Annotated in this window: 25 protein-coding genes; 13 read left to right on the top strand and 12 right to left on the bottom strand. The window is 62.5% G+C overall.

Going from position 1 to position 24,574, the window contains the following annotated elements; all coding sequences use genetic code 11:
- Positions 1–2: 2 nt before the first annotated feature.
- Positions 3–1,046 carry an alpha/beta fold hydrolase gene (locus F6X42_RS11825; RefSeq protein WP_187634388.1) on the bottom strand — a complete coding sequence of 348 codons (1,044 nt, stop codon included), beginning with the start codon at positions 1,044–1,046 and terminating at the stop codon, positions 3–5.
- A 101-nt stretch (positions 1,047–1,147) separates the two neighbouring features.
- Between F6X42_RS11825 and F6X42_RS11820 the strand changes: the two genes are divergently transcribed.
- From F6X42_RS11820 to F6X42_RS11810, 3 genes are all read left to right on the top strand, one after another.
- Complete coding sequence (locus F6X42_RS11820) at positions 1,148–2,077, top strand: LysR family transcriptional regulator (RefSeq protein ID WP_187634387.1); 930 nt, start codon at positions 1,148–1,150, stop codon at positions 2,075–2,077.
- Positions 2,078–2,257: 180 nt separating this feature from the next.
- Positions 2,258–2,974, top strand: a complete 717-nt coding sequence (locus F6X42_RS11815) for a cytochrome c biogenesis CcdA family protein (protein ID WP_187634386.1) — start codon at positions 2,258–2,260, stop codon at positions 2,972–2,974.
- Position 2,975: 1 nt separating this feature from the next.
- The gene (locus F6X42_RS11810; RefSeq protein WP_187634385.1) at positions 2,976–3,515 is read left to right on the top strand and encodes a thioredoxin family protein; all 540 of its coding nucleotides are present in this window, start codon (positions 2,976–2,978) and stop codon (positions 3,513–3,515) included.
- Positions 3,516–3,543: 28 nt separating this feature from the next.
- Here F6X42_RS11810 and F6X42_RS11805 read toward each other — a convergent pair whose 3' ends face one another.
- On the bottom strand, positions 3,544–4,410 hold the full coding sequence (locus F6X42_RS11805; RefSeq protein WP_187634384.1) for a MipA/OmpV family protein: 867 nt from the start codon (positions 4,408–4,410) through the stop codon (positions 3,544–3,546).
- A gap of 646 nt (positions 4,411–5,056) precedes the next feature.
- Between F6X42_RS11805 and F6X42_RS11800 the strand changes: the two genes are divergently transcribed.
- Positions 5,057–6,379 (top strand): metal-dependent hydrolase family protein, encoded by a 1,323-nt coding sequence (locus tag F6X42_RS11800; protein WP_187634511.1) that lies wholly within the window; start codon positions 5,057–5,059, stop codon positions 6,377–6,379.
- Positions 6,380–6,439: 60 nt separating this feature from the next.
- Here the strand turns inward: F6X42_RS11800 and F6X42_RS11795 are convergent, their stop codons facing one another.
- Together F6X42_RS11795 and F6X42_RS43975 are read right to left on the bottom strand one after the other, a co-directional pair.
- Positions 6,440–8,656, bottom strand: coding sequence for a beta-glucosidase family protein (locus F6X42_RS11795; protein WP_187634383.1), 2,217 nt, complete (start codon positions 8,654–8,656; stop codon positions 6,440–6,442).
- 723 nt (positions 8,657–9,379) lie between these two features.
- Positions 9,380–9,610: a hypothetical protein gene (locus F6X42_RS43975; protein WP_246530060.1), complete on the bottom strand. Its 231-nt coding sequence runs from the start codon at positions 9,608–9,610 to the stop codon at positions 9,380–9,382.
- Here F6X42_RS43975 and F6X42_RS11790 point away from each other — a divergent pair.
- The 5 genes from F6X42_RS11790 to F6X42_RS11770 all read left to right on the top strand — a co-directional run bounded on the left by F6X42_RS11790 (position 9,609) and on the right by F6X42_RS11770 (position 12,991).
- On the top strand, positions 9,609–10,493 hold the full coding sequence (locus tag F6X42_RS11790; RefSeq protein WP_246530059.1) for a M23 family metallopeptidase: 885 nt from the start codon (positions 9,609–9,611) through the stop codon (positions 10,491–10,493). The two genes, F6X42_RS43975 and F6X42_RS11790, sit on opposite strands and share 2 nt — an antisense overlap.
- A 104-nt stretch (positions 10,494–10,597) precedes the next feature.
- Positions 10,598–11,185, top strand: a complete 588-nt coding sequence (locus tag F6X42_RS11785) for a helix-turn-helix domain-containing protein (RefSeq protein WP_187634381.1) — start codon at positions 10,598–10,600, stop codon at positions 11,183–11,185.
- Positions 11,182–11,709 carry a GNAT family N-acetyltransferase gene (locus F6X42_RS11780; protein WP_187634380.1) on the top strand — a complete coding sequence of 176 codons (528 nt, stop codon included), beginning with the start codon at positions 11,182–11,184 and terminating at the stop codon, positions 11,707–11,709. The genes F6X42_RS11785 and F6X42_RS11780 overlap by 4 nt, the downstream gene beginning before the upstream one ends.
- A gap of 97 nt (positions 11,710–11,806) precedes the next feature.
- Complete coding sequence (locus tag F6X42_RS11775) at positions 11,807–12,262, top strand: MarR family winged helix-turn-helix transcriptional regulator (protein WP_187634379.1); 456 nt, start codon at positions 11,807–11,809, stop codon at positions 12,260–12,262.
- Positions 12,263–12,346: 84 nt separating this feature from the next.
- On the top strand, positions 12,347–12,991 hold the full coding sequence (locus F6X42_RS11770; RefSeq protein ID WP_187634378.1) for a trimeric intracellular cation channel family protein: 645 nt from the start codon (positions 12,347–12,349) through the stop codon (positions 12,989–12,991).
- Between the two features lie 133 nt (positions 12,992–13,124).
- On the opposite strand, the gene F6X42_RS11765 is transcribed toward F6X42_RS11770, so the two are convergent.
- The 3 genes from F6X42_RS11765 to F6X42_RS11755 form a co-directional block, all read right to left on the bottom strand.
- On the bottom strand, positions 13,125–13,988 hold the full coding sequence (locus F6X42_RS11765; protein ID WP_187634377.1) for a MurR/RpiR family transcriptional regulator: 864 nt from the start codon (positions 13,986–13,988) through the stop codon (positions 13,125–13,127).
- Between the two features lie 95 nt (positions 13,989–14,083).
- Entirely contained in the window at positions 14,084–15,166 is a 1,083-nt protein-coding gene (locus tag F6X42_RS11760; protein ID WP_187634376.1) for an ABC transporter ATP-binding protein, read from the bottom strand.
- 64 nt (positions 15,167–15,230) lie between these two features.
- Positions 15,231–16,004, bottom strand: a complete 774-nt coding sequence (locus tag F6X42_RS11755) for an SDR family oxidoreductase (protein ID WP_187634375.1) — start codon at positions 16,002–16,004, stop codon at positions 15,231–15,233.
- 319 nt (positions 16,005–16,323) lie between these two features.
- Here F6X42_RS11755 and F6X42_RS11750 point away from each other — a divergent pair, with 319 nt between their 5' ends.
- From F6X42_RS11750 to F6X42_RS11740, 3 genes are all read left to right on the top strand, one after another.
- A complete protein-coding gene (locus tag F6X42_RS11750; protein WP_187634374.1) occupies positions 16,324–17,556 on the top strand; it encodes an ABC transporter substrate-binding protein in 1,233 nt (410 codons plus the stop codon).
- A gap of 174 nt (positions 17,557–17,730) precedes the next feature.
- Positions 17,731–18,621, top strand: a complete 891-nt coding sequence (locus F6X42_RS11745) for a carbohydrate ABC transporter permease (RefSeq protein ID WP_187634373.1) — start codon at positions 17,731–17,733, stop codon at positions 18,619–18,621.
- Positions 18,618–19,469: a carbohydrate ABC transporter permease gene (locus tag F6X42_RS11740; RefSeq protein ID WP_187634372.1), complete on the top strand. Its 852-nt coding sequence runs from the start codon at positions 18,618–18,620 to the stop codon at positions 19,467–19,469. The genes F6X42_RS11745 and F6X42_RS11740 overlap by 4 nt, the downstream gene beginning before the upstream one ends.
- Positions 19,470–19,516: 47 nt before the next feature.
- Here the strand turns inward: F6X42_RS11740 and F6X42_RS11735 are convergent, their stop codons facing one another.
- Positions 19,517–19,810 (bottom strand): DUF1330 domain-containing protein, encoded by a 294-nt coding sequence (locus F6X42_RS11735; RefSeq protein WP_187634371.1) that lies wholly within the window; start codon positions 19,808–19,810, stop codon positions 19,517–19,519.
- A gap of 166 nt (positions 19,811–19,976) precedes the next feature.
- Here F6X42_RS11735 and F6X42_RS11730 point away from each other — a divergent pair, with 166 nt between their 5' ends.
- Positions 19,977–21,128 carry a peptidyl-alpha-hydroxyglycine alpha-amidating lyase family protein gene (locus tag F6X42_RS11730; protein WP_187634370.1) on the top strand — a complete coding sequence of 384 codons (1,152 nt, stop codon included), beginning with the start codon at positions 19,977–19,979 and terminating at the stop codon, positions 21,126–21,128.
- Between the two features lie 91 nt (positions 21,129–21,219).
- Here F6X42_RS11730 and F6X42_RS11725 read toward each other — a convergent pair whose 3' ends face one another.
- The 4 genes from F6X42_RS11725 to F6X42_RS11710 form a co-directional block, all read right to left on the bottom strand.
- A complete protein-coding gene (locus tag F6X42_RS11725; protein ID WP_187634369.1) occupies positions 21,220–21,660 on the bottom strand; it encodes a hypothetical protein in 441 nt (146 codons plus the stop codon).
- Between the two features lie 203 nt (positions 21,661–21,863).
- The gene (locus tag F6X42_RS11720) at positions 21,864–23,570 is read right to left on the bottom strand and encodes a fibronectin type III domain-containing protein (RefSeq protein WP_187634368.1); all 1,707 of its coding nucleotides are present in this window, start codon (positions 23,568–23,570) and stop codon (positions 21,864–21,866) included.
- A gap of 233 nt (positions 23,571–23,803) precedes the next feature.
- Positions 23,804–24,028 carry a hypothetical protein gene (locus F6X42_RS11715; RefSeq protein ID WP_187634367.1) on the bottom strand — a complete coding sequence of 75 codons (225 nt, stop codon included), beginning with the start codon at positions 24,026–24,028 and terminating at the stop codon, positions 23,804–23,806.
- Between the two features lie 115 nt (positions 24,029–24,143).
- Positions 24,144–24,566, bottom strand: coding sequence for a hypothetical protein (locus tag F6X42_RS11710; protein ID WP_187634366.1), 423 nt, complete (start codon positions 24,564–24,566; stop codon positions 24,144–24,146).
- Between the last annotated feature and the right edge of the window lie 8 nt (positions 24,567–24,574).

The raw sequence follows: 24,574 nt of genomic DNA, 5'->3' as shown, positions 1-24,574 counted from the left end.
GATCAAAGCCGCGTGACGTCGAGAATCGCATCCGCAAAGGCTTTCGGCGCTTCCTGCGGCAGGTCGTGGCCGATACCGCCGCTGATGTTGCGGTGCTGATACTTGCCAGTAAACTTCTTCGCGTATGCTGCGGGCTCGGGATGCGCGGCGCCGTTCGCGTCGCCTTCGAGCGTGATGGTCGACACCGCGATCGTCGGTCCGGTGGCGAGGCGCTTTTCGAGTTCGTCGTATTGCGGCTCGCCCTGCGCGAGTCCCAGACGCCAGCGGTAATTGTGAATCACCACGGCAACATGGTCCGGGTTATTGAACGATTCGGCGGAGCGCTCGAACGTAGCGTCGTCGAAATTCCATTTCGGCGAGGCGGTATGCCAGATCAGCTTGTTGAAGTCATGACGGTTCGCTTCATAACCCGCGCGGCCACGCTCGGTGGCGAAATAGAACTGATACCACCACGTGAGCTCGGCCTTCGGCGGCAACGGCGCGCGGTTCGCCTCCGGGCTGCCGATCAGATAACCGCTCACCGACACCATCGCCCTCACGCGTTGCGGCCACAGCGCGGCGATGATGTTCACCGTGCGCGCGCCCCAGTCGAAGCCGCCGAGCACGGCCTTGTCGATTTTCAGTGCGTCCATCAGGTTGATGATGTCGACCGCGACCACCGCCTGTTGACCGTTGCGCGGCGTATCCGCCGACAGAAAACGCGTGCCGCCGTAGCCGCGCAGATAAGGCACGATCACGCGATAACCGGCCGCCGTCAGCAACGGCGTCACTTCGGCGAAGCTGTCGATGGAATAAGGCCAGCCGTGCAGCAAAATGACCACCGGTCCGTTCTGCGGACCCGCTTCCGCGTAACTGACGTTCAGCGTGCCCGCATTGATCGAGCGAATGTTCTCGAACGACGCGATCCGCGCGCCCGCTTTCGCATTACCGGCCGTGTCGGCCGATTGTGCATGCGCAAGCCCGCTCAGTCCCAATTCGAGCAGGCTGAGGCCCGCGACCGTCGTTCCGAGAAAGCGGCGGCGGCGACTATTGATCTGGTCCGACATGGTTACTCTCCTTTTATCAAGCTTTGATACGGAATTGATCGGGTCCGCTCGCGCGATATCGCGCAGCCGCGTGCGAGCACCGCCTTCGCTATTTCAACGAGGTGCTCACTCACGGCACCATACGCGGCGCCGCCGAAAGCATCAATACGTCGCCGTCCGTGATTACGCGGCAGATCAAGCTGCTCGAGGACGAACTCGGCGCCGTGCTGTTCGAGCGGCAGGCGCGCGGAGTCAAACCGACCGAAGCGGCCACGCATCTGCTCGAATTCTGGCGCGGCTACCGTTCGCAGCAGGAGAAGCTCGAAGATCAGTTGCATGCGTTGAAAGGCCTTCAGCGAGGGCAGATCAGGCTAGCGGTCAGCGAAGGCTTCGTCGACATGCTGGTCGACGATGTGCTCGCGCCATTCTGTGTCCAATACCCGGAACTCGAAGTCGGCCTGGATATGCTCGCGGTCGACGCAATCCAGGAAGAAGTCGCCGACAGTCGTGCGCATATCGGGCTGGCGTACAATCCGCCGCCTCACACGCGTCTCGAGTATCGCGCGAGTTCTCCGCAGCCGGTCGTGTTGTTGTTGAGAAGCGATCATCCGCTCGCGAAGCGCAAAAGACCCGCGACGCTCGACGACCTGCGTGCATGGCCGCTTGCACTGATGCCGCCAACCTTTGGCATCGGTCATGTCGTCAAGATGACGGAGCTTGCGGAAAACATGTCGATTCCCGCGACGCTGACCACCAACTCCCTGAGTGCATTGAAGCGCTTCGTCACGGTCGACAACTTTATGACGCTGATCGGCGAATTCGCCGCCTACCGCGAAATCGCGAGCGGCGAATTGACGACGTTACCGATCGCGCATCCGCTGTTTTCCGGCGCGCAGGCGCGGGTGCTCGTGAAAACCGGCCGTCCGCTCGCGCCGGGACCGCTCGAATTGTTGCGCTGGATCGAGGAACGCATGCCGATTTTCTCCACGTCCCGCGTAAGCAGAGTCGCACGCGCAACGGGAACCGCGGCACGCAAGCGCAGGGCGCGCTGATCCCGCGTTCGGATAGCGCTGCCTCTACCTCCACGGGCATCGGCCGCTCAGCCGATTTGTGTCGCAATGTATCTGCGCGGCACGCAGACACACAACATTGCAAGCACGGCTGATCGCCGACACAAACCCGATACGTGTGGGCGTTCCAATACGGTCATCCCAGCCAACGGAACGCCCACCATGCACAGTACTCTCGAAACTCCGCTCGCCCTGCTCGCCGGGCTGCTGACGATTGCCTCTCCCTGCGTGCTGCCGGTGATGCCGATCCTGCTCGGCACGTCCGTCGAACAACCGAGCCGCACGCGGCCACTGTTCATCGTCGCCGGCTTCATTCTGACTTTCGCGTCTTTCGCGCTGCTATTGGGCGCGGTGTCGAGCACCGTGCATGTCGCGCAACAGGTACTGCGCAATACCGGCATTGCGTTGCTCGCACTGTCCGGACTTCTGCGTATCTGGCCGCGCCCCTACGACTGGCTCGTCGCGCAACTGCAGGGGCCGCTCGATCGCATCGGCGCGGTCATCGCGCCGGGCACGCAACCAGCCAGCGGCAACGCGGGTGGCTTCGTGCTCGGCATGTCGCTTGGCGCGGTATGGACGCCCTGCGCCGGCCCCGTGCTCGCGTCGATTCTCGTGCTAGTCGTGAAGGCTCAGGATCTCGGCTGGTCGGCACTGCTGCTCACGCTGTATGCGATCGGAGCGGCGATTCCGATGCTCGCGATCATCTACGGCGGGCATTACGTGACGCGTCATGTACGCGTCGTCGCACGACACGCTGAGCGCCTGCAACAGGTATTCGGCGTACTGGTGATGCTGACCGCACTTGCCATCTATCTGCAATACGACGTGCTGCTCTACGCGCGGCTCGCCGCCGTTTTCCCTTCACTCAAAGGACTTTGACATGACTACCCGCTTGAAAAGCTTCGCACTGTCCACCGCGTTTGCCGCCTGCGCGATGATCGCGACGAGTACGACCGCCATCGCCGCGTCCCCACAAAGCGGGCCGACCGCGCCCGAGTTCACCGGCATTTCGCAATGGCTCAATAGCGAACCGCTCAAGTTGCAGCAATTGCGCGGCAAGGTGGTACTCGTCGACTTCTGGACCTATAGCTGCATCAATTGCGCCAACACGCTGCCCTACGTGAAAAGCTGGAACCAGAAGTACAAGGATCAAGGGCTCACGGTGATCGGTGTGCATACGCCCGAATATCCTTTCGAACGCGACACCGGCAACGTCAAGACCGCACTCAAACGGCTCGGCATCAGCTATCCGGTCGCGCAGGACGACCAGTATGCGACCTGGAATGCCTATAACAACCAGTACTGGCCGGCGTTCTATCTGATCGACAAGCAAGGCCATGTCGTCTACACGCACTTCGGAGAAGGCGACTATGCGCAGACCGAGGCGAAGATTCAGGCGCTACTCGCGCAGAAGAATTGACGACTCGGCCTTCGGTGCGGGCGGACCACTAAAAGAGGTAATTGGCGAAAAGGCCGTACGTGACCTGACTTGTCTTCTCGGTGATCGGGCTGTCGGTCGCATCGCCGCGCAGCCACGCGAACGACATGCTCGCGCCGACATTCCAGCGCGTCGCAATCCTGTACACCCCATTGATCGAAAAGCGCAACTGGTTCAAACCGGAACTGGCCGAGTAGGTCGGCAATCCGGAGCGCCCGCTCTGCGCGGACGTCACGCCGAAATACGTCTGGTTGTACTTGTCGCTTCCCCACGTCAGGCCCGGCCCCGCGCTAAGCGTCAGTTGCGCAGTGGGTTGATAGCGGCCAAGCAGATCGAAAGTCGCGACGGTGCCGCGGTCATTGCCGGCAATATCGGTCAACACGCTCGCGCGCGCGGTGATGAATTCCCAGGTATAAACTCCGAACAGCTCCGCGTGCGCAGTGCGTTTGACGTCACCCAGTCCGTGCAACCGCGAGTCGTCGGACTCGCTGCGCGGTTCGATGAAATCGTAAGTCACCGCCGCGCCGACACGCCAGTTACTGTCGCGATACAAATACGCGCCGAGCGATAGCAGCGACGCCGCATCCGGATTCGCGCCGATAAAGAAGCGATCGTAATTCACACTCACCGACGGCACCACTTCCCATTTCGTGCCACTCGCGCCCGGAAATTTCGGCATGTTCACGACCCCCGCGCCGACCGCAAAGCGCCACGGGCTCGCATTCGCGGCAGGCGCCTGCGTGATTTCCGGCCCGCCGATCGAGAACACGCTTTCCGACAAACCGAGCGTATCGTCCGCCATCGCGGCGACGGCAAACAGCGACAAGGCGGACCCCGCCAATCCCCTGATCATGCGTGTCTTTGACACATCAATCATTTCTGTTTCTCCGTGGAAAAGTAAAAATGCTAAATGCGACTTTGGCGCTCTCGATATTTATTGGGCAGTGGTGAAATTGTGAAATAGTTGAATATCGCTTTCAGCGGTGCAAAAAGAATTCTCGCCGCGAGCGACGACGGCGGTGATAAATAGACGTGCTTGTATTACCCGATGCTTCCGCTTTACGGGGGACGTTTGTTTGGCCCATCTCGATTGCCAGCAGGGTTGAGTATTGCGCGTTATTCCGGGAGCTTCACTGACAGAATGAGTGACGTGAGCATAGCCCGTTCTTTTCGACCGTCGCAAGCAGATTTTTCTATTGTGCGCTGCAATGGCGTAATCGGTTAGTAGATGCAAGTTTAATGCTTGTATTCAGCCACACGAATTTGCCATCCCCGGTCGCACGGGATACTCTGTGCTGGCTTGACTTTCGCGTCGCCAATCGTGAACTGTAGTCAGACGGCGGCTTTCGATGCACGGTGATCTACGTTATGGGTGAGCTATGTCTTCAGGAAAGTACATCGGCAATAAGACGGTCAGTCCATCGTTTTCATGTCTTTGTGACAAGACTCAAGCGCAGTATGCAAACCGCCGTATCAGTGCCGACCTGTCGCGGCGCGGCTTTGTCACCGGTCTCGCGGCATCGATGCTGAGTCTGGTTCTGCCCGGACTCAGCCAGGCACAAAGCACCCAACCCCCAGCACCGCCCGCCAGACCGGTACTGTTCACGAACTTCCGTTTGTTCGACGGCAAATCGTCGACGTTACGCGATGGCCTCTATATGGTTGTCGAAGGCAACAGCATCAGCCAGTTGGGTCGCGGGCAGCCCGCTTCGACCGAAGGCAAGACACTCGTCGATTGCGGTGGCAAGGTGATGATGCCGGGCATGATCGACATGCACTGGCATGCGCTGCTCGCGGCGGTGCCAATTCAGGTCATCCTTCAATCCGACATTGCATTCGTCCATCTTGCGGCGAGCGCTGAAGCAGAACGCACGCTATTGCGCGGTTTCACGACGATACGCGATGCGGGCGGCCCTTCGTTCGCGTTGAAGCAGGCGATCGATAGCGGCCTGATTTCCGGGCCGCGCATCTATCCATCCGGCGCGATGATCACCACGACAGGCGGCCACGGCGATTTTCGTTCGCTATGGGAACTGCCACGCACCAGCAGTCAGGTCAGTCAAACGGAACGAGATGGCGGCACCGCGATCGCCGACACCGAAGACGAAGTTCGTCTGCGCGTGCGCGAGCAGTTCATTCAGGGCGCGACGCAGATCAAGCTGGTCGGATCCGGTGGCGTATCGACGCCGCGCAGTCCGCTCGACATGCTCACGTTCACGGAAAAGCAGCTGCGCGCGGCGGTCGAAACAGCGGCCGACTGGGGTACCTATGTCCTCTCGCATGCGTACACGCCCGAAGCGATTCAACGCTCCGTCGCGGCGGGCGTGCCGTGCATCGAGCACGGTCATCTGATGGATGACAAGAGTGCGGCGTTGATGGCGAAGAACGGCACGTGGCTGAGCACGCAGCCGTTCGTCAGTGAAGACGACGTGGGCCCGCTCGCCCCACAGAGCCGCGAAAAATTTCTTGCAGTGGTTGCGGGCACCGACAACGTTTTCAAACTCGCGCGCAAGCATGGCATCAAGGTCGCGTTCGGCACGGACCTGATCTTTTCGCAAGTCATCGCCACGCGGCAAGGAACGATGCTCACGCATATGAAGCGGTGGTATAGCGCAGCCGAAGCATTGGGTATGGCAACGAGCACCAATGGCCAACTGCTCGCGTTGTCCGGCCACCGTAATCCGTATCCGCGCAAGCTCGGCGTTCTGGAGGAAGGTGCCTACGCCGACCTGCTTCTCGTCGACGGCAATCCGCTCGAAAATCTCGACCTGATTGCGAACCCGGAGCAGACCCTGCGCATCGTGATGAAGGATGGGAAGTTCTACAAGAACACGCTGAAAGCATAATCAGCAATACATGCGGGCGCGCAACTTCGCGCGCCCGCATTCGCTACACTGTCACACTATTTAGCTGTGTCCCTGCAGACGGATGTCGCGCGACGATGCGCCGACGAACACCGAACTGCCCGGCACATAGAGCCAACGGTTGTTCGTCGTATCCCACACGCTCTGCATGCGCTGCGTCACGACCACGTGCACACGGCGCGATTCGCCGGGATTCAGACCCACCTTGTCCCAACCGACGAGACGCCGCGGCGGTTCGCCCTGATACGGCACGCCGAGGTACACCTGCGGCACTTCCGCGCCAGCGACGCGGCCATCGTTACGCACGTTGAACGACACGTCGATCAACCCGCCCGGCAGATGCTGGACCGACAGCCCCGAGTACGCGAAGTGCGTGTACGACAGGCCATAGCCGAACTCGAACATCGGCGTGATGTTCTGCGAGTCGTACCAGCGATAGCCCATATCGAGCTTTTCTGCGTAGACCGGGTTCGCCGCAAACGCGCCATTCGTGCCCCGCGTCGGCGTATCCTGGTCGTGCACCGGGAACGTGACGGGCAGCTTGCCGGAAGGATTGACCTTGCCGAACAGCACGTTCGCGATCGCGTTGCCGCCGCCTTCGCCCGGATACCATGCTTCGACGATCGCCGACACGCTATCCTTCCACGGCATCAACACCGGGTTGCCGCTTTCGACGACGACGACCGTGTGCGGGTTGGCCGCCGCGACCGCTTCGACGAGCGCGTCCTGGTTGGTCGGATTCGCGAGGCCCAGGCTCGGCAAATCGCCGATGTCCTCCCCGGCCGGCTGCGTGACCACCACGATCGCGACGTCTGAGTTGGCCGCCAGCGTCGCCGCCTGGGAGATCTGCTGCTGCGTGTAGGCGGCAAACGGCGACTGCTGATCGCTGTTGCCCGCGAAGGTCACCGTGGCCTGCGGCGCGAGCGCCTGAATCGCGGACACGATCGGCGTATTCAATTTCAGCCACGGATTGGTCCACCAGCTGCAGCCCGTCTCCGTGCCGAACGTCAAGCCGCCGCAACCGGCGAATGCGCCCGTCACCGGATCGCGCGTGTTGCCCGAACCGCCGCCCGTCAGCACCGCCGCGTCGGCGTGGCCGCCGATCACTGCGATACGCGACAGCGAACCGGCTGCGAGCGGCAACTGATTGCTGGCGTTCTTCAGCAATACCATCGATTGCTCTTCGACCGACTGCGTGAAGGCTCTCGCGGCCGAGAAGTCGATGGTCGCGCCACCCTTCGGCGGATCGTCCATCACACCAGTGCGGATCATCACGTAAAGCTTGCGCTCGACCATGTCGTCGAGGCGCGCGGTCGACACCGAGCCGTTCGCGATCGCCTGCTTGACCAGCGCAGGCGTCAGATAGACGGTCGAACCGACGTCTTCTTCCTCGTCGAGACCGGCGTTGATCGCGGGTGCCGTGCTATGCGCCGCGCCCCAGTCCGACTGCACCTGACCTTGGAAGTGCCAGTCGTTCTTCAGTACGTCGTTGAGAATGTGCGAGTTCTCGCACGCATAAGTGCCGTTGACCTCGTTGTAACTGCACATCACGCTGCCGGGCTGCGCGCGGCGCGCGGCGATTTCAAACGGCAGCAGATAGAGTTCGCGCATCGTGCGCTCGTCGATCTGGCTGTTGCCGCCACCGCGGTTATGTTCCTGCTCGTTGCCCATGTAGTGCTTGATCGTCGCGATGACCTTCTGGCTTTGTGTGCCGTCGGTGCGCTCCGCGAGCATTTCACCGGCCAGCACGGGATCTTCGCCGAGATACTCGAAGAGCCGGCCACCGCGCGGCTCACGCGCGAGATTCGTGCCGCCGCCGAGCCCCATGCCGAAGCCCTGCTGACGCAACTGGATCGCGATCTGCTTGCCGAAGTTCCACGACAACGCCCGGTCCCAGCTAGCCGCCACCGCGAGCGTCGCAGGGAAAGTCGTCGACGCCTGCATGGTGCTGCCCGAACCCGTGGCAGAGTCGACCATGTTCAGGTCGGGAATGCCGAGACGCGGCACGCCCTGAATGTAGCCCGCGCCGCCGCCCGGCACGGCCGACATCGCGTACTCCGAATGAATGAACTGCAGCTTTTCGTCGACCGTCATCTTGCTGACGAGCGTTTGCGCGCGCCGATGCGCCGCCGCCGACACGAACGCGTTCGGCACCGCCGACATGGGCGCGAAGTCGAGACCTGGAGTGGGGATTTCCGCGTGCGCAGCGGCGCTCACGGCCGCCGCTATCGCGACGGCCGGCCATAGTTTCTTCTGCATGGATGTCTCTCCGAAATTGTGCTTTTTGGGGGCAACGGAGCGCGTCGGATGGGTGAAAAGCGGACGCGAAAACAGGCGTGCAGCGATGACTGCAAACGTTTGCCTGCTGGAAGGCAGAATCGGCGCAACTGGATGGGCTGTAGCGACTCTCCGTGTTGAGTAATGTAAGAATGTAGTCTGACTACAGCATCAGTACTTTTACTAATACACGTAATTTTATGCGTAATGAGGTGTAAGTCCTTTCCTACATAAGCCAATTGAAAGTTGATTAATCCAATTCGCACAACGGATCGGCAATTTCATGCCGAATTTTTTATTCCTATCGTGAATGCGGAAGAATGTACGTCCAACCCCTCGATGCATTCGAACGACTGCGTGACGGTTTTGTGATACTTGCGATACCTGATGCCATGTACCCACTCGCTTGCGCGGGATGGGTGGCCGGCGTGTCGGGCGCGATCACCCTTGCCTACGCCGAACCTATCTCAAAAATCGGATTCTCCCCATATTCGTTGCTAGCCATGGTCCATAAACTAAAAGCTCCTCTTACCGGGTTGTGTAGCGCGAACGATTAACCCTCTCTGTCTATTGGGTTTCTGCTGTTCCAAGCCATGTCATTCAGGCCTGCAGCCCTTAATTCCGACTGCGAGGTTTCGCAATGATGCGCGCCCCCTATCTACGTCATGCCTGCTGCCGCGCTCGCACCATTTCCGCCGCAGTGGGTCATTCGATGAATTGCCGATTTATGTCTTCAGCGCGTGCCGTATTGCTGTGCGGCATCGTTGCGCTGCTGGGCACATCGGATTGGATTTCTGAATCGGAAATCGCGAGTCGCGTGAAAGCATCGAGCGCAACGCGATCGTCCCTGGCCTCGGAAGCGACCGTGCCGGCTGTTGACGGGCCTGTCAGCAAAACCAGAACGGGTGAGCTAGCTGACGCTGCGCCGATGGTCATGCCGGAGGCCGACAGCGGGTCATATGCGGGGCGCATCGAAGGCACGTTGCGTGACACGCTGGTGCGCGCCAGCGTGCCGGTGGATATACAGGAGCAAATCTCGCGCATTTTTGCGCATCGGCTCGACCTCGCCGCCCCCGCGCAGAAGGGCGACACCTACCAGCTTCTATACGCACGCGCCGATACGACGACAGAGCGCAAGCGTCTGACTGCGGTGGAACTCAGGTCGCGCGGTAACGTCTACCAGGCCGTTTGGTTTGTCGCGCCGGGGCACACCGACGGAGACTACTATGCATTCGACGGACAGCGGCTTGCCGCCAAGCCCTTTACGATGCCTGTCGATCACGTTCGGGTCAGTTCGCCATTCGGTTACCGGATCCATCCGGTCAAGGGCAAGCATCTAATGCACACAGGTGTGGACTTTGCAGCCCCGAAGGGGGCGTCTGTCGTCGCGGCCGGCTCGGGAACCGTGCGGTTCGTTGGCTTCAGAGGCGGTTACGGCAAGATCGTCGTGCTCAGTCATCCGCGAGGCTATACGACGCATTACGCGCATCTGTCGGCCTTCGCGCGCGATTTGCGCGTCGGCGCGCAGGTGACTGAGGGACAACCGCTCGGCGCGGTAGGCAGTACCGGCACGGCCACGGGACCCCATCTGCATTTCGAGGTGCGTGAGCATGATCAACCGATCGATCCGCTCACGTTGACAAGCCGAACCGGCGCTTCGCCGCTCACGACAAGTCAGCGGGTCGCGTTCGACAGCACGACGGGCGCCCTGCGCGAAAAACTCGCGGCGTTGCCCGTCGATACGCCGGCGCTCAGGATGGCGTTGAATGCCGAAGGCACATCGAATCCCGCTGCAAAGAGGAACGGCTCGTTAGTTTGACGCGCGAAACCAGCCAGACGAGAGGCCCACGCGCAGCCTCTATATTGACAACAAAAGAATCGACCTCTAGTTTACTGGAAGCACCGTCTCGTAAACTGGAACACATGGACATCAACACCCTGATCGCACGCCGGGTCAAACAGCTGCGCGACGCGCAAAACTGGTCGCTCGATGCACTGGCCGAGCGCAGCAAGGTCAGCCGCTCGAATATCTCGCTGATCGAGCGCGGGCAGAGCAGCCCCACCGCGACCGTGCTCGACAAGCTCGCGACCGCGTTGAACGTGCCGCTCGCGTCGCTGTTCGAGCAGGATGGCGCACCGGCCGCCGAGCCGTCGCCGCTCAGTCGGGCGAACGGGCAGGCGGTGTGGACCGACCCGAGCTCCGGTTACGCGCGGCGTCATCTATCGCCGACCGCGCGCTCGGCGATCCAGTTGGTCGAGGTCAACTTCCCTGCGGGACAACGCGTCAGTTACGAAACCGGCGCCCGCGCCGCCGACATTCATCAACAAGTGTGGATGCTCGACGGGTCGATGGAAATCACAGTCGGCGACACCAGTTGGCGGCTCAAGACAGGCGACTGTCTCGCGATGCGGCTCGATAGCCCGATCGTGTTCCGCAATCCCACTCGCAAACGCGCGCGCTATCTCGTCGCGCTGAGCACATCGCCAGTCAATGAACGGAGCAACGGATGATCGATGACGTGACCATACGGCGCGCCGGCGCGAACGAAGCCGCGGCCTGCGTCGAAGCACTCGCCGACGTGCTCATCGACTGCGTGGAAGGTGGGGCGTCGGTCAGCTTCATGCTGCCGATCTCGCGTGACACGGCGCTCGGGTTCTGGCGCAACGTCGCGGACGGCGTGGCGCGCGGCGAGCGCGCATTGGTGATCGCTGAAGATCGGGACGGCAGCATCATCGGCACCGTGCAGTTGATCACCGCGCAACCCGAAAATCAGCCGCATCGCGCCGACGTCGCGAAGATGCTCGTGCACACAAAAGCGCGCCGGCGCGGCGTCGCTCACGCCTTGATGAGCGAGCTCGATCGCATCGCGCGGGAAGAAAAAAAATCGGTTCTCGTGCTCGACACCGTGACCGGCGGCGATGCCGAGCGGCTCTATCAGCGCGCCGGCTGGCAACGCGTCGGGAGCGTGCCGAATTACGCGCTGATGCCCGATGGCGCGTTCTGCGCCACGACGTTCTATTGCAAACAGCTTTGACCGGGCAGGCAGTCCGATCCGCGCAAGTATTTGAAAGTTTCAACTACTTGCCTATAATGCCTGCACTGCGTATGACGGTCGACAGCGGAGCAAATTCTTGTACTCGGACTTCCTGACTTTCAGGCTCGATCTGACCAGCGCGTTGCTGATCAACCGCGCGAACAGGGTCTACCGCGAGCACTGGGATCTCGACGTGCGTGCGCTGCGCGTGCTGCGCCTCGTATGCGCGGAGCCCGACATCACGCCCAAGGCCGTTTCGCAGCGCGCGCTGATCGAAAAAACGCTGCTTTCCAAGGTCCTCGCCGAACTTGAAACGCGCGGCCTGATCAAGCGCAACATGCATGCGTCGGACCGCCGCAGCATCGCGTTGCGCGCCACCGCGCACGGCCTCGAAGTCGCGCAGGCGTCGGAAGCGGTGGGCACTGAACTCGAAGTCGAGCTCGCGAAGGCACTCAGCCGGAACGAACGCAAGATGCTCGAACGTCTGCTCGACAAGCTTTCGCACAGCCTGCTCGAAAGCGACTGCGCAAGCGCGCGATCAGCGAGATCCTGATCGACGATCCACATTCCGCCGCTTTCTTCCTGGCGGTCACGCTAACAAGAATCCCTGCTGGCTCGACCAACACGAAACCACTCAGTGAATTCACACGCCGTCTATACCATTCTCGACCTGATCGGTACCTTCGTATTCGCGATCAGCGGCGCCGTGGCCGCGCGTCAGCGACGGCTCGACCTGTTTGGCATCGTCGTGATCGCCTTCATGGTCGCGTGCGGCGGCGGCATCGTGCGCGACGTGTGCATCGGCGCGATCCCACCCGCGGGGCTGTCGAACTGGCGATATCTGGCTACCGCGCTGGCCGCGTCGGCGGTGACGATTCTCGCGTATCCGCAGGTGCGCCGGCTGCGTCAGCCGGTGTTGTTCTTCGATGCGATCGGGCTGGGCCTGTTCGCGGTGTCGGGCGCGCAGAAGACGCTCGTGTACGGCCACAATGCGGAACTCGCGATTCTGCTCGGGGTCGTCAGTGCGGTGGGCGGCGGTGTGATGCGCGACATCGTGCTCTCGCGCGTGCCCGCGATTCTCGAGCGCGAGATCTATGCATCGGCCGCGTTGTTCGGCGCGGCGGTGCAGGTGGGCTTTTCGTATGCGGGCTGGACCGACTGGTGGACGCCGTGGTTCGCAACGCTCGCGTGCGTGCTGGTGCGGCTCGCGTCGCTACGCTACGGCTGGCGGCTGCCGGTCTTCCTGGGCCGACGCACGGCCGAGACGCGCGACAATCCATAACGGGCGCTTCGTGCTTCAGCTCGCGCTTTGCGGAATCACACGCGCCGGGCAGCAGTGTCGGCAGGCGTTGGGCGGTGGTCGCAGTTGCAGCGCGCGATGCGGATGAATGGCAACGCTGCGAGCCGGTTCTGGATTACCCACCCGCACCTTCCGGCTGATGCGGCACGAGTCGCGCCTTCGCGTGGCGCATCTTCTCCAGCGTCTCGGGGCCGGCCTTCAGCGCGACACCGATCGCGAGCGCGTCCATGATGCACAGATGCACGAGCCGCGACACGCCCGGCGTGTTCGGGTCGATCGGGCTCGCCACGCGCAGCAGCAGCGGAATATCGACGAGCCATGCGAGCCGCGAGCCGACGTTGGTCAGCGCGATCGTCGTCGCGCCGCGCTCCTTCGCGATCTGGATGCTCTCGTTCACCTCGACGCTGCGCCCCGAATGCGAGATCGCAAACGCGACGTCGCCGGGCTCCATCAGGCCGGCGTAAAGACGCTGCAAATGACCGTCGGTAAACGCGGCCGCCGCGATGTCGATGCGCAACAAGCGCAACGCCGCGTCCTGCGCGACGAGCCCCGAGCCTGAACCCACGCCGAAGAAAAACACGCGCCGGGCGCTGGAAAGCGCCGCAATCGCGCTTTCGACCACGGCCGGATCGAGCGCGCCGCGCGCATGCGTGATGCCGTCGATCGCCGCTTCGCCGACCTTGTCCATCAAGGTCTGCACGTCGTCGTCGCGCGCGACCGCGGTCGATGCATACGGCAGCCCGCCCGCCACGCTCTGCGCGAGCTGCATCTTGAAGTCGCGCAGACCGTGCGCACCGATCGCGCGGCAAAAACGCGTGACGGAAGGCTCGGACACTTCGGCGCGCTGCGCGAGTTCGGTGATGCTCGCGCGCATCGCGAAGTCGACGTCGGCGAGCACCATGTCGGCGACCTTGCGCTCGGCGGGCCGCAGACTCGCGAGTGCGCTGCGGATATGGGGAATCAAGTTCGGTGCGGACACCCGGTGTTCCTTAGGGTCTGTTTACATATGGATCCGCGTCGCTCGCAGCTGCTTCGGCTTCGGTCGGCCTGATTCGAGTTCAGGCCGCGCGCGGTTCAGACCAGCCTGCGTCCACTCTCCGTATCGAATAGATGAATGTGTTCGGCCGGCAGACGCAGCGCGACACGCTGACCGGGATCGATCTTCGAGCGTTCGCGCGTGGTCACGCACCACGTGGTGCCGCCGATTTTCCCGTACAGGTGTGTCTCGGCGCCAGTCGGCTCGATCACTTCGACATCAAGCGCGGCATCCGGGATCTGCGTCGTGACCTCGATGTGCTCGGGCCGCACACCGAGCGTGACCTTCGCGCCGACCACGGCCGACGCGGGCGTGCGTTCGAGCGCGACTTCGCTGCCGTCCGCGAGCTTCAACGCGAGGCCCGCACCCTGCGTGCGATTGACGATCACGCCCTCGGCGAAATTCATCGACGGTGAGCCGAGGAAGCTCGCGACGAACAGATTCGCCGGCCGGTCATAGAGTTCGAGCGGCCGGCCGATCTGCTCGATACGTCCCGCGTTCATTACGACGATGCGATCGGCCATCGTCATCGCTTCGATCTGATCGTGCGTGACGTAGATCACTGTGTTCTTCAAGCGCTGATGCAGCGCCTTGATCTCGGTTCGCATCTGCACGCGCAGCTTCGCGTCGAGATTCGACAGCGGTTCGTCGAACAGGAACAGCGACGGCTCGCGCACGACCGCGCGGCCCATCGCGACGCGCTGCCGCTGACCGCCCGACAGTGCGCGCGGCAAGCGGTCAAGATAGCCGCTCAGGTTGAGCATCTTCGCGGCCGCATCAATGCGCGGCTTGAATTTCTCCGGGGATTCCCTACGAATTCTCGGACCGAACGCGATGTTTTCATACACCGACAGATGCGGATACAGCGCGTAACTCTGAAACACCATCGAGATGTTGCGCTGCTGCGGCGCGAGCGTATTCGCGCGCGTGCCGCCGATCATCAGATCGCCGCCGCTGATTTCCTCGAGCCCGGCGACCATCCGCATCAGCGTGCTCTTGCCGCAGCCCGACGGACCGACCAGCACGACGAACTCGCCGTCGTCGATGTGGAGATCGATGCCGTGCACGACCTGGGTGTCGCCATAGCGTTTGAAGATGCCGCTCAGTTGCACTGCTGCCATGCTGTCCTCATTGTCTTGCTGCGTGTTGTATTGCCGGTGTCGGATCGCGCACGCCGCGCGCGGCTCAGAACGACTCGAGCGTCAGCTCCTGCGCCATCAGGCGGTTGCCCGCCATCAAGCCGCCATCGACCGGCAGCGCGACGCCGGTGATCACGCGCGCTTGCGGCGACGCGAGAAACAGCACCGCGTCGGCGATGTCGTCGGGCGTCGCGAAGTCGCGCAGCGGATACCACTTCTTCAGTTCCTCGAACACCTGCGGGTTCTTGTCGACGCGCGCCTGCCATGCCTGCGTCTTCACCGTGCCCGGACACACGATGTTCGCGCGAATGCCGTAGCGGCCCAGTTCGATCGCGAGCGCCTTCGTATAGCTGATCAAACCGGCCTTCGCGGCGCTATACGCGGGATGGCCGAGCGCGGCGAGCCCGTTCACCGAGCCGATCAGCACGAGCGCGCCGCGCTGTCGTTCGATCATCGATGCGCGCACCGCCTCGACCGTGTGATACGTGCCGTTCAGATTCAGATGGATGTCGTGCTGCCAGCTTGCGGCGTCGGTGCTCGCGAGCGACGCGCCGAGCGCCGCGCCCGCGTTCGCGACCAGCACGTCGACCGGTCCGCGCTGCGCGACCGCGACGGCCACCGCCTGCTGCACCGCGGCGGCGTCGCCGAGATCGACCGCGACCGGCGCGATCTTGTCCGCGCCGAGCCGCGCGCTCAGCGCTTGCAGCGCGGCCGCGTCGATGTCGAGCGCGAGCACGGTGTCGCCCGCCTCGACGAAGCGCTCGCACAACACGCTGCCGATACCGCCGCATGCGCCCGTTACCAATACGACACGATCCATGTGATCCTCGCTCGTTCTCCTGGCTCTTTCAACCGCCTTGCCGTCGCCTTCCGCCACCCGGCTCGCGCCCCGCGCCACACTGTAAATTTCCTACATGACCGACCACCGACGGCTGTCGGGTTATCCCGAAGAGTGGGCTTTCGTACCATCGCACAATGCAGAATAGCCCATGCTTTACAGCATCTTATGCACAAAACCGTTCGGGAAAAAATATCGCAGACCCTACGTGACAAACTATTTTGCGTCATGTAGGATTTTTTCAAACAATTTACCCAAGGCGGCCGGCGACGGCAGCAAACCACCCACAGGAGAGAGAAAAATGTCGTTGCATGCCCGTGCTTCCCTCGCGCTAGGCAAAGTCGCCGTGGCGCTCGCGTTTGCAGGTATCGCCGTGTCGGCCCACGCCGACACGGTCCGCGTGACGGTCGCTCACTACAGCGACGCGACCGCGCCGTACTTCGAGAAAATGGCCCGCAACTTCGAGAAGGCCAATCCCGGCACGACCATCAAGATCGAAGACGTGAACTGGGACACGCTGCAACAGAAGCTGCAAACGGACATCTCCGGCGGCGCCAACGCCGACCTCGCGATCGTCGGCACGCGCTGGCTGCTCGACTTCGTGAAGGACGACGTTGCCGAGCCGCTCGACGGCTACATGGACGCGAACTTCAAGGCCCGCTTCATCGGTCCGTTCCTGGCGCCTGGCCAGATCAACGGCAAGACCTACGGGCTGCCGATCGCCGCTTCCGCGCGCGCGCTGTACTACAACAAGGATCTGCTCGCGAAAGTCGGCTACCCCAACGGCCCGAAGACCTGGAACGAGGTGATGGACGCATCGAAGAAGCTGAAGGCGCAAGGCGTCGCCGGCTTTGGTCTGCAAGGCAAGGAAATCGAAACCGACGTCTACTATTACTACGCGCTGTGGACGATGGGCGGCGACGTGGTCGGCAAGGACGGCAAGGCCGCGTTCAATTCGCCGGCAGGCGTGAAGGCCGCGACCATGTACAAGCAGATGATCGACCAGGGTCTCACGCAACCGGGCGTCACCGGCTATAGCCGCGAAGACGTGCAGAACCTGTTCAAGCAGGGCCGCGTCGCGATGGTGATCTCCGCGCCGTTCCTCGCGAAGCAGATCAAGAAGGAAGCGCCGAACCTGAAGTACGGCATCGATCCGGTGCCGATGGGCACGACGCACGCCACTTACGCGGTCACCGATTCGATCGTGATGTTCAAGAACTCGAAGGTGAAGAAGTCCGCATGGAAGTTCCTCGACTATCTGTTCACGAAGGAACCGCGCGTCGAGTTCACGACGACCGAAGGCTTCCTGCCGACCACGAAGGCCGAAGCGACGGACCCGGCGTTCAACGATCCGGACCTCAAGGCATTCATCGCGTTGCTGCCCACTGCTCACTTCGCGCCGACCGTGACCGGCTGGGAAGACACCGCGAAGGCCGTGACCGACGCGATGCAGTCGATCTACCTGAACAAGGCGCAACCGGCTGACGCGTTGAATGCGGCGGCTGCGCAGGCGAACAAGTCGCTCGGCCACTGATACGCGGCTTTTGGCAATAGCGAGGCGAACAGGGAACGCGCGGCGCCGTGACGACGACGTCGCGCGCTCCGCCGCGCCACCTGCGCAATCGAGCCGACGCGGCACGATGCACTCTCCGGCCCATTCCGTCGCGCCCGCCGCCTGAAGGCGGGCGCGTCTTACGATCGAGCACGCATGAGCCGTTCCGTTTCTCCGCGCGCGCGCGCGCCCTGGTTGCTGATTGCGCCGAGCCTCGTGCTCGCGCTGTTCATCATCAGCTATCCGATTTTCAACATCGTGTGGCAATCGCTGCATGAGGTATCGCGCTTCGGCGCGATCCGCGACTTCACCGGTGTACAGAATTTCATCAACGTGTTCGAGGACCCGGTGTTTCTCGCCTCCGTACGCCGCACGATCATCTGGACCGTGTGCGTGGTGGGCGGCACGGTGCTGATCTCGGTACCCGTCGCGCTGATTCTGAATCAGGACTTTCACGGCCGTGGCGTGGCGCGCACCATCGTGATGCTGCCGTGGTCGGTCTCGCTGACGATGACCGCCGTCGTCTGGCGCTGGGCCTTCAACGACGACTACGGTATGGTCAATGTCACGCTGCAGCGGCTCGGCCTGATCGGCGGCCCGATTCATTGGCTGGCGACGCCCGAGTTCGCGTTCCCCGTCGAAATCGCGGTCGGCATTCTGGTGTCGATTCCGTTCACGGTGACGATCTTTCTCGGCGGCCTGTCGTCGGTGCCGGGCGATATTTACGAAGCCGCGCGTATCGACGGCGCGAGCGCCTGGCAGCAGTTCCGTCAATTGACGATGCCGTTGCTGCGCCCCTTCATCAACATGGCGATCCTGCTGAACGTGATCTACGTGTTCAACTCGTTTCCGATCATCTGGGTGATGACGCAAGGCGGCCCCGACAACAGCACGCACATCCTCGTCACCTATCTGTACGAACTTGGCTTCCGGCTCGGACGCCCCGGCGAAGCAGCCGCCGTGTCGCTGATCATGCTCGTGATGCTGTTCGTGTTCTCGATCGCTTATCTGCGTCTGCAACCCGCGAAAGAAGGAGTGCAGTCATGAGTCTGAGCGCGAAGACAAAACGCTCGCTGTGGTGCTGGCTCGCGCTGTCGCCGCTCGTAGTCGTCGTGCTGTTTCCGTTCGCGGTGATGTTCTTCACCGCGGTCAAGCCCGCGTCGGAGATCTTCGTCTATCCGGCGCGCTGGCTGCCGGTGCAATGGCAGTGGCGCAATTTCGTCGACATGTGGGACGCGGCCAACTTCGGTGTCGCGCTGCGCAACAGCGCGATCATCAGCTTCCTGTCTACCGCGCTCGCACTCGCGGTGAGCCTGCCCGCCGCTTACGCGCTCGCGCGCTTCCCGTTTCGCGGACGCGGCCTGTACCGGCAGTTCCTGCTCGTCACACAGATGCTTTCGCCGATTCTGCTGGTGGTGGGCCTGTTCCGGCTCGCCGCGATGATTCCGTGGGGCGACGGCAACCTGGTCGATTCGAGGATCGGCGTGATCGTGTCGTATGCCGCGTTCAACATCGCCTTCGCGGTGTGGATGCTGTCGTCGTACTTTCAGACCGTGCCGCAGGATCTCGAGGAATCCGCGTGGCTCGAAGGCTGCAGCCGCATGCGCGCGGTGTTCAAGGTGTTTCTGCCGCTCGCGGTGCCGGCGATCGTCGTGACCGCGATCTTCACGTTCATCAATGCGTGGAACGAGTTCGCGGTCGTCTATACGCTGATCCGCTCGCCGGAGAATAAGACGCTGACCGTGCAGGTGACCGATATGGTGGCGGGCAAGTACGTGGTCGAATGGCATCTGGTGATGGCCGCGACGTTGGGCGCGACGTTGCCGGTTTCGATCGTGTTTGCGTGGTTGCAGCGTTATATGGTGAAGGGGCTCGCGCTCGGCGCGGTGAAGTAAGCTGCTGCGCGGCGCGTGCCGCGCAGTGTTCGCTTGCGGCTCGCGCGTCAGTCGGCGCCGCGCACGATCCGCAGATCGCGCTCGACGCCATCGCCCAATGCGGCCAGCGCCTTCTTGTACTCCTCGCTTTCATAAGCGGCCACGGCCTGCTCGTAGGTCGGGAATTCGATCACGACCGTGCGCTCCTTCAGGCCCTGCTCGCGCGCCTCGTCCGCCACACCGCGTACCAAGAACTTGCCGCCCGCCGCCGCTACCGCGGCCGGGGCCAGTTGCGCGTACGCGGCCAGTTTCTGCGGGTCGTTCGTCTTGCGGTACGACGACACCCAATAACCTTTGCTCATTCCAATCTCCTTGTTTGATTAACTAACGCGGGACCAAAGCAGTCGCGGGCTTACATGGTAGCAAAGAGGCGCAGATTCGTTCTTCGCGTGGTTCGCTATTGAACGTTTTGTGCACTAGGATTGCTTGTGCACATTTCAGGTGACGGACTATTCGAGGAGGCAGCGAATGAGCGAGCGATACGAGTCGTTTTGTGCTTGCTGTGGCGGTTCCGACCACCGGGCGATGAGCCGACGGACTTTCATCAGCCTGCTTGCGGGCAGTGCCGCCGGACTCGCGATGCCATCCGCGTTCGCGGCCGATACGCCCACCGTGCCCACGATAGCTTATGACTCGATTCCCAATCCCGTACGTTTGCCGAACGACATGTACTTCGGCGAATGCTCGGGCGTCGCGCTCAATTCGCATGGCCACATCTTCGTGCTGTCGCGCGGCAACACCAGCGGGCCCGCGTATGGCGCGGCCGCCGCGCAATTGCTCGAGTTCGCACCCGACGGACGGTTCGTGCGCGAGATCGGCCACAACCTGTATGCGTGGTCGTTCGCGCACACGGTGAAGGTGGACCGGCACGACAACATCTGGATCACCGACAAAGGCTCCGACATGGTGATCAAGTTCACGCCGGAAGGACGCGTCGCGATGGTGTTCGGCCGCAAGCAGGAGGCGTCCGATGAAGGCACCGCGCCGCTCAAGCATCCGAATCCGCCGCTGCCGTCCGAGCCCGGACGCTTTCGTCAGGTGACCGACGTCGCGTGGGACAAGGCGGGCAACACCTATATCAGCGACGGCTACATCAATTCGCGCGTCGCGAAGGTCGATCGCGACGGCAACTGGCTGAAGTCATGGGGTGATCGCGGCACGGGTCCGGGACAGTTTCATACGCCGCACAGCATCGCGGTCGATGCGAACGACCACGTGTACGTCGCCGATCGCAGCAACAGGCGCATCCAGGTGTTCGATACCGAGGGCACGTTCCTGCGCCAGTTCACGATCGACGTGCCGGTGCCGCCGGACGCGCGCCCCGCGATCGGCAACCTGCCGAGCGAAGCGGACATCGCGGCGGGCACGTTCGCGCCGGGCTCGCCGTGGGCGATCTGCATTTCGCCGGGACCGCACCAGGTGCTCTATAGCGCCGATGCGTTTCCGGGCCGGATCTACAAGATGACGCTCGACGGCAAAGTGCTCGGCGTACTCGGCAAAGCGGGCAAACAGCCGAAGCAGTTCGGCTGGATTCACCAGATGGCGTGTCCTGCGGCGAACGTTTTATTCGTTGCGGAGTTGCTGAACTGGCGTATTCAGAAACTGGTTCTGCGTGCGTAACGGTCGTAGGGCCGTGGGCCGTAGGGCCGCCGCGATGCGCGACGGGCGGCCCTTATTCTTCGCCGACCGGTCCCGTCGATGTCAAGCCGTCTCAGTCGTAGTGACGATGCTTGTGATGGTGCTTGCCCGATTGGTAGCCGCGGGAGTAGTCGTTGGCATATGAGTTCGAGCGCGAGACGTTGCCGCCGAGCGCCGAACCCGCGCCGCCGCCGAGCGCCGCGCCGACGAGCCCGCCGGTGCGGCCGCCCATCGCGTTGCCGGCCGCGGTGCCCGCCCCGCCACCAAGCGCGCCGCCGATGATCGCGCCGGTGCGTTCGCGGCGATTCGACGTGACCGCGCCGCCCGCCCCGCCGCCCACTGCGCCGCCGATCACCGCGCCGGTGCTACCGCCCACCGCGCCGCCGACTGCCGCGCCAGCGACGCCACCGAGCGCGCCGCCGAGCATGTTGTTCATATCACCGGCGAGTGCCGGCAACGACGCCGCGGCGCTCAATGCAGCCACGGCAACCATCTGGATGATTTTCTTCGACATATCGGGTCTTTGTTTTAGTGAGACGGCGCCGAGTATAGCGGGGCTTCGGAAAGGGCTTTGTAACCACGACAGTCCGTGGCGGTAAGACGTGTAACAAAATGAATGGGGCATTGTTTTTTGCAGGGACCATGGAAAAACAAGGGCCGCTCGTGATGAGCGGCCCCTGGAATTTGAATGCCGATCAGTGAATCAAATCTATCTTTCTACCCGCGCCGCTTCTTCCGCAATCCAATCGTCTCGAACAGTTCATACTCCGGTGTCGGCGTCTGATCCGCGCCCGGCGCATGGTAGTAGTTCATCGTGATCGTGGTGTCGCCGCCGGGCTGCCCGGGATCGTAATCGAACACCGCGATGCCGTAGCCGGTGCCGGTGTCGCGTTGCGCTGACCATATCGCGTCTTCGACCGCATCGGCGCTCGCGCGCACGAACGTGCCCGCGGTCGTCGACGGCATCGGGCGATTCGGCTTCGTGAAGATGCGCGCCTGCGGCAGGCCTGTGCCGGTATCGACGCCGTACACGTCGAGCGGCGCGCTCGTGCCGCCGCCGCCGAGAATCAGGTGGATCGTGCCGTGGCTCGTATCGAACGTCGATGCACCCGCCGATACCGCCGACATGATCGGCTTGGGCTGCAACGTATCGACCGGGCGCCCCGTCGCGATGTCGCTGCCCTTGTTGTGATTGCAACCGCGCACCGGATAGCTGCGCTCGTAGTCGTGATCGTGACCGCACAGCACGAGGTCCACACCATAGCGATCGAACAGCGGCAGCCACGCTTCGCGAATGCCCTTGTCGGAACCGTTGCCGGTCTTCGACGAACTGAGCGCGTCCTGATGCATCTGCACGATGATCCAGTCCACGCCGTCATCGTGCGACGCATGCTGTAGCACCTTTTCGAGCCAGCGCGTCTGCTCGCCATTGCTGTAGCCGCGCACGTACAGCGACGTGCCCGCCGGAATCGGCGGATTGCCGGTACTCGCCACCGGCGTCAGCGATGCCGGCCCGGCGACGAAAGCGGCGGCATCCTGATAGACGACGTCGTCCGCATCGAGCGAAATGAACAGCACCGAGCCGACGCGGAAGCTGTACCAGCGGCCCGGAAAACGCGTGTGATTATCGGGCAGCGCGTAGCGCGACAGATACGACGCAAGGCCTTGCTCGCCATTGTTGAATTCGAGTTCGTGATTGCCTGGACACGGCATCCACGGCCGGTTCGACGCCGACGTCTGCGCGTTGTTGCCGAAGTCGCGCCACACCTCGGGCTGGTGCATCGGGCTCAGATTCGCGTAGCACAGGTCACCGTTCAGCAGATGGAACAGCGGCTGGAAGCGCTCGACGGCCGCCACCGCGAAGCGGCTTTGCGGCGACGACAGCACCCAGTTCGTATTCGGCGTCGCGAGATCGCCGTAGCTCGTCCAGCGAAATGGCGCGCGGCCGCGCGGCGCGGTGCGAAAACTCGCGGTGAAGGGTTGCGATGCGTTGCTGTCGTTATCGGCCGTCACTTCGTACTGATAGCTCGTGTCGGCCTTGAGCTCACGCACGCGCGCGTGATAATTGAATACGACCTCGCCGTTGATGCCGTCGGTGTAAGTGCTTTGCACCGCGTGCACCGTATGTTTCGCGTGGTCCCCGCTGTTCACGCCGCTCACCCGAACCTGCGGATTGACTGCGGGCGCGAGCGACGACCACGACACGGTGACTTCGCTCGTCGGGTCGCTGCCCCAGGTCAGATGGATCTGTTCGGGCGTGCCATCGGGTGCGCCGCTATTCGCGCCGCGCGCGGTCGACGCGAGCGCGCCCGCCGCCGTCGCGAGACTCGATACGCCGGCGAACTTCAGAAAGCCGCGACGCGATACGATCGATGCGCCGTGTTCATCGGCAGGCGTTGTCTTGACGATTTTTCTGTTCGACATGTCCGGTATTGTTGTTCAGGTGGAAGAATGCCAGCGCACAACAACGCCCCGCGGGGCGAGCGCGGACGGAAAGTGACGGACGATCGTAGCCGGACGGCGATGACAGCCCGATGAAAACATCGGGTGAGCAGCGGAAGGAGAGGTTCGATATCGAAAGGTTTACAAAAACAAATTGCCGGTGCCGCGCGTGATTCGATCACGCGCATGCAACCGGCAATCCGTTTGACGTCCGTTCAGGTCTGCGAGCTTGAATCGTCCGCGGCTTGAGCGTTGTCGGCGTCGGCCTGCTTCTCTTCTTCTTTCTTTTCCACCAGCGATTCCAGCTTGCCGGCACCCTCGAACCCGGCGATAGCGGCCACGCCTTTGGTCAACAGACCCGCTTCGGGATCGACTTTCTCCGCAGCTTCCACGGCGGCAACCGCACCGGCAATCTTGCCCACTTCGTCCAGCAGTCCCATATCGCACTCCCACAAAAATAAATGAAACTGCATCCTCTCACGAACTTTATGGCATGTCGTCAAATGTTACATCGCTTAACGATGAAGCTTTCCGAGTGAAATTTAAATGGCTGCGTCACACCCGGGCGGGCGGCTGCGGATTGTTCGCGGGATTCGTGTCGTACCTCGAAACGCGAAGAATGCCGTTCGTGTCGATCAGCTTTGACAAGCCGGCCTCGAGGGCATCCGCCACCTCCTTGCCATACACTTCGTCGCCGTTCACATAGAGCGTGAACGATTGCAGGTACTTCGCTTTCTTTTCCGGATTCCCGATGGTCTGCCGCGTCCATTGATAAAGCGGGTAATTCTCGGTACCGATTCTTTCGGCTTCGCTGACATAGTCGGCGAATGCATCGAACTGGCATTTGAGCGTGGCGTGATGCGCTTGCAGGACGGCACGAAGCGCTGGATGCGCGGCGCACGACGGGTCCGCGCGCAGCGAGTCGGCGAGTTCCGCCGATGCGGTGATACGCAACTGGAATTGCCAGGGAGACGACATCTCGACCT

It is taken from the genome of Paraburkholderia podalyriae (assembly GCF_014397785.1).
In the GTDB taxonomy this organism is placed as follows: Bacteria; Pseudomonadota; Gammaproteobacteria; order Burkholderiales; family Burkholderiaceae; genus Paraburkholderia; species Paraburkholderia podalyriae.
This window is presented reverse-complemented; position numbering and strand designations above follow the sequence as displayed.